The sequence below is a fragment of the Streptomyces pathocidini genome (genome assembly GCF_001418495.1).
In the GTDB taxonomy this organism is placed as follows: domain Bacteria; phylum Actinomycetota; class Actinomycetes; order Streptomycetales; family Streptomycetaceae; genus Streptomyces; species Streptomyces pathocidini.
The window spans coordinates 1-4,748 of the sequence record NZ_LIQY01000159.1 but is presented as its reverse complement, the minus strand read 5'-3'; the positions used below and the strand labels follow the sequence as shown (position 1 = coordinate 4,748).

At 69.4% G+C, this 4,748-nt stretch carries 3 protein-coding genes and 1 pseudogene; all 4 read left to right on the top strand.

The features are described 5' to 3' along the window. Positions 1-658: pseudogene (locus AOK16_RS09745) on the top strand (protein phosphatase); the annotation flags it as partial. A 21-nt stretch (positions 659-679) separates the two neighbouring features. Next, positions 680-2,086 (top strand): FtsW/RodA/SpoVE family cell cycle protein, encoded by a 1,407-nt coding sequence (locus AOK16_RS09740; RefSeq protein ID WP_055471848.1) that lies wholly within the window; start codon positions 680-682, stop codon positions 2,084-2,086. Beyond that, on the top strand, positions 2,083-3,543 hold the full coding sequence (locus AOK16_RS09735) for a peptidoglycan D,D-transpeptidase FtsI family protein (protein ID WP_055471847.1): 1,461 nt from the start codon (positions 2,083-2,085) through the stop codon (positions 3,541-3,543). Before AOK16_RS09740 ends, AOK16_RS09735 begins: the two co-directional genes overlap by 4 nt. Before the next feature lie 186 nt (positions 3,544-3,729). Further along, positions 3,730-4,748 (top strand): Stk1 family PASTA domain-containing Ser/Thr kinase (pknB, locus tag AOK16_RS09730; protein ID WP_107098304.1); only part of this gene is annotated, 1,019 nt, incomplete at its 3' end.

Below are 4,748 nucleotides of genomic sequence, written 5' to 3'. Positions count from 1 at the left end.
GCAGACCCCGGCCGGCCGGGCAGCCGGGCTCGGCCGCGGCGTGCCGCAGCAGGCGCCCGGCGCCGCGGAGGGCTTCGGCCCGCCCGGCGGCGGCCGCGGCGCAGCCGATCTCGCCGAGGACGGCTACGGCGCGTACGACGACGAGGAGTACATCAAGCCCCGGCGGCGCGGCGGCTGGTTCAAGCGGACCTTCCTGATCGCGCTCGCACTCGGCGCGGTGGGCGCCGCGCTGTACGGCGGCCACCGCTGGACCCAGAGCCAGTACTACGTCGGCGCCAGGAGCGGGCACATCGCGCTGTACCAGGGCATCAGCCAGGACCTGGCATGGATCCGCCTGAACACCGTCCACAAGGACCACCCCGAGATCGAACTCAAGTACCTGCCCGCCTACCAGCGCAAGCAGGTCGAGGACACGATCGCGGTGGGCAGCCTCGGCCAGGCCGAGGACAAGGTCGAGGAGCTGGGCAAGCAGGCGGGCGCGTGCCAGAAGCGGGCCGAGCAGGTCAAGGCCGCCGAGGAGCAGGCCAAGCGCGAGAAGGCCGAGAAGGCCGACGCCAAGTCCGGAAACAAGACCAGCACCAGCACTCCGATGCCCGGCCCCACGCTGTCGGAGGAAGAGAAGCAGCTGGCCAAGCAGTGCGATAGCACCCAGCAGTAGCCGTAGGGGGCCATCCAAGCCATGAGCAGCAGCAACACGACCACGATCAGCTCCGTGGGAGCACCGAGCAGGCGCAACACCGAACTCGCCCTGCTCGTCTTCGCCGTGCTGATCCCGGTTCTGGCGTACGCCAACGTGGGTCTCGCCGTCGAGGGCGAACTGCCCGCCGGGATGCTCGGATACGGGCTCGGCCTGGGCCTGCTCGCCGCCATCGCGCACATCGTCGTACGCAAGGCGGCGCCGTACGCCGACCCGTTGATGCTGCCGCTGGTGACGCTGCTCAACGGGCTGGGCCTGGTGCTGATCTGGCGCCTCGACCAGTCGCCGCGGCTGCTGCGGCAGGCGGCCGGCCAGCACATCTCCAACAGCTCGGCGCCGACCCAGCTGTTCTACTCCGCGGTGGGCGTCGCGCTCTTCCTCGCGGTGCTGCTCCTGCTGAAGGACCACCGCATCCTCCAGCGGTACACGTACATCTCGATGGTCGTGGCGCTGGTGCTGCTGATCGCTCCGATCTTCTTCCCGGAGAAGTTCGGCGCCAAGATCTGGATCACCATCGGCGGCTTCTCCATCCAGCCCGCCGAGTTCGCCAAGATCATCATCGCGGTGTTCTTCGCCGGCTACCTGATGGTGAAGCGGGACGCGCTGGCGCTGGCCAGCCGCCGCTTCATGGGCCTGTACCTGCCGCGCGGGCGCGACCTCGGACCGATCATCGTCGTGTGGGCCATGAGCCTGCTGATCCTGGTCTTCGAGACCGACCTCGGCACGTCCCTGCTGTTCTTCGGCATGTTCGTCGTGATGCTCTACGTCGCGACCGAGCGCACCAGCTGGATCGTCTTCGGGCTGCTGATGTCCGCGGTCGGCGCGGCCGTCGTCGGCTCGATCGAGCCGCACGTCAACCAGCGCGTCCAGGCCTGGCTGCACCCCTTCCAGGTGTTCGAGACCGGCCAGGGCACCGAGCAGATCGCCCAGTCCCTGTTCGCCTTCGGCTCCGGCGGCATCTTCGGCACCGGCCTCGGCCAGGGCAACTCCGACCTGATCGGCTTCGCCGCCAAGGCCGACTTCATCCTCGGCACCGTCGGCGAGGAGCTGGGGCTCGCGGGCATGATGGGGTTCCTGCTGCTGTACGGGCTGCTGATCGAGCGCGGCGTACGGACCGCGCTCGCGGCCCGGGACCCCTTCGGCAAGCTGCTGGCCATCGGCCTCTCCGCGGCCTTCGCCATCCAGGTCTTCGTGGTCACCGGCGGCGTGACCGGCCTCATCCCGCTGACCGGTATGAACATGCCGTTCATCGCGCAGGGCGGCTCGTCGGTCATCGCCAACTGGGCGCTGGTGGCCGTACTGCTGCGCATCAGCGACACGGCCCGCCGCCCGGCCCCGACCCCCGCACCGTCCACCGACGCCGAGATGACCCAGGTGGTCCGCCCGTGAACAAGCCGTTGCGCCGAGTCGCGATCTTCTGCGGGCTGCTCGTGCTCGCCCTGATGATCCGGACCAACTGGATCCAGTTCGTGCAGGCGGAGGAGCTCCAGACCCACAAGAACAACCGCCGCGTCGCCATCGACCGCTACAGCCAGGAGCGGGGCAACATCATCGTCGACGGCAAGGCGATCACCGGTCACACCGAGACCAGCGGCAGCGACTTCAAGTTCAAGCGGACGAACAAGAACGGGCCGATGTGGGCCCCGGTGACCGGCTACGCCTCGCAGGCGTTCGGCGCGAACCAGCTTGAGGAGCTCTACGACGGGATCCTCACCGGCGACGACGACCGCCTCTTCTTCAACCGCACCATCGACATGGTGACCGGCAAGGAGAAGAAGGGCGGCCAGGTCGTCACCACCCTCAACGCCGCCGCGCAGAAGGCCGCGTTCCAGGGGCTGGGCGACCGCAAGGGCGCCGCCGTCGCGCTCGACCCGCAGACCGGCGCGATACTCGCGCTGGCCTCGACCCCGAGCTACGACCCGTCCACCTTCGCCGGCAACTCCACGTCCGACGAGAAGAACTGGGTCGAGCTCAACAAGGACGAGGACAAGCCGATGGTCAACCGGGCGCTGCGGGAGACCTACCCGCCCGGCTCGACCTTCAAGGTCGTCACGGCCGCGGCCGCCCTGGAGAACGGCCTCTACAAGGACATCGACGAGCCCACCGACTCGCCGCTGCCCTGGCGGCTGCCGCTGTCCACCAAGAACCTCGAGAACGAGGGGAACATCCCCTGCAAGAACGCCACCCTCCGGGAGGCGCTGCGGGTGTCCTGCAACACCGTCTTCGGCAAGATCGGCGACGATCTGGGCCGCGACAAGATGGTGGAGCAGGCCGAGAAGTTCGGCATGAACGACGAGGTGTTCACCCCGGTCCGCGCCGACAAGTCGGTCTACGACAAGACCATGGACAAGCCGGGCAACGCCCTGTCCTCCATCGGCCAGTTCAACACCGCGACGACCCCGCTCCAGATGGCCATGGTCGCCTCCGCGGTCGCCAACGACGGCAAGCTCATGGAGCCGTACATGGTGGACCAGCTGCGCGCCCCGAACCTCAACGTGGTCGAGCAGCACAAGCCGAAGGAGCTGAGCCGGCCGCTCAAGCCGGAGAACGCCCAGAAGCTCCAGCAGATGATGGAGACCGTGGTCAAGGAGGGCACCGGCACCAACGCCCAGATCCCGGGCGTCACGGTGGGCGGCAAGACCGGTACGGCGCAGCACGGCGTGGACAACAGCGAGAAGCCGTACGCCTGGTTCATCTCGTACGCCAAGACCGACAGCGGCTCCCCGGTCGCGGTCGCCGTCGTGGTCGAGGACGGCAGCGCCATCCGCGACGACATCTCCGGTGGCGGCCTGGCCGCGCCGATCGCGAAGCAGATCATGGAAGCGGTGGTCAACGGCGAGAAGTGATCCCGGTCACGCCGCCACGTGACCCCGGTCACGCCTCCTTGCCGAACTGCCGTGTGACAAGTACCGGTCCTGTATCAGGTGACGGCCGACACCCGGGGCACCCCTGATCCGGCCGGTACGGTAGGCCGAGCAGCACCGCCGGACCCACCGGTGCGTCGGAATGACGGAAGAGGGCTGGGAGAAGCTATGGAAGAGCCGCGTCGCCTCGGCGGCCGGTATGAGCTGGGCTCGGTGCTCGGCCGCGGTGGCATGGCCGAGGTGTACCTCGCCCACGACACCCGGCTCGGCCGCACCGTGGCTGTGAAGACGCTGCGGGCGGACCTCGCCCGCGATCCGTCGTTCCAGGCCCGGTTCCGCCGAGAGGCCCAGTCGGCCGCATCGCTCAACCACCCGTCGATCGTCGCGGTCTACGACACCGGCGAGGACTATGTCGACGGCGTCTCGATCCCGTACATCGTGATGGAGTACGTGGACGGGTCGACGCTCCGCGAGCTGCTGCACTCCGGGCGGAAGCTGCTGCCGGAGCGGTCGCTGGAGATGACCATCGGCATCCTGCAGGCCCTGGAGTACTCGCACCGGGCCGGCATCGTGCACCGCGACATCAAGCCGGCGAACGTCATGCTGACGCGCACCGGCCAGGTCAAGGTCATGGACTTCGGCATCGCCCGCGCCATGGGCGACTCCGGCATGACCATGACGCAGACGGCCGCGGTCATCGGCACCGCCCAGTACCTCTCGCCCGAGCAGGCCAAGGGCGAGCAGGTCGACGCCCGCTCCGACCTCTACTCCACCGGCTGCCTGCTGTACGAGCTGCTGACCGTGCGGCCGCCGTTCGTGGGCGACTCGCCGGTCGCCGTCGCGTACCAGCACGTGCGCGAGGAGCCGCAGCCGCCGAGCGCGTACGACCCGGAGATCTCCCCGGCGATGGACGCGATCGTCCTCAAGGCGCTGACCAAGGACCCGGACTACCGCTACCAGTCCGCCGACGAGATGCGCGCCGACATCGAGGCGGCCCTCGACGGCCGTCCCGTGGCGGCCGCCGCCGCGATGGGCGCGGCCGGCTACGGCGGATACGGTGAGGACCACCCGACGACCGCGCTGCGCGCGCAGGACGCCGGGCCCAAGACCTCCATGCTGCCGCCGATGCGCGAGGACGACGGCGGCTTCGGCTACGACGAGCGCCCGGACCGCCGCCGCGGCGGCGG

Bases quoted from the DNA above. Each gene is read 5' to 3' on its own strand.
- AOK16_RS09740 (WP_055471848.1), top strand. From the start codon at position 680: ATGAGCAGCAGCAACACGACCACGATCAGCTCCGTGGGAGCACCGAGC.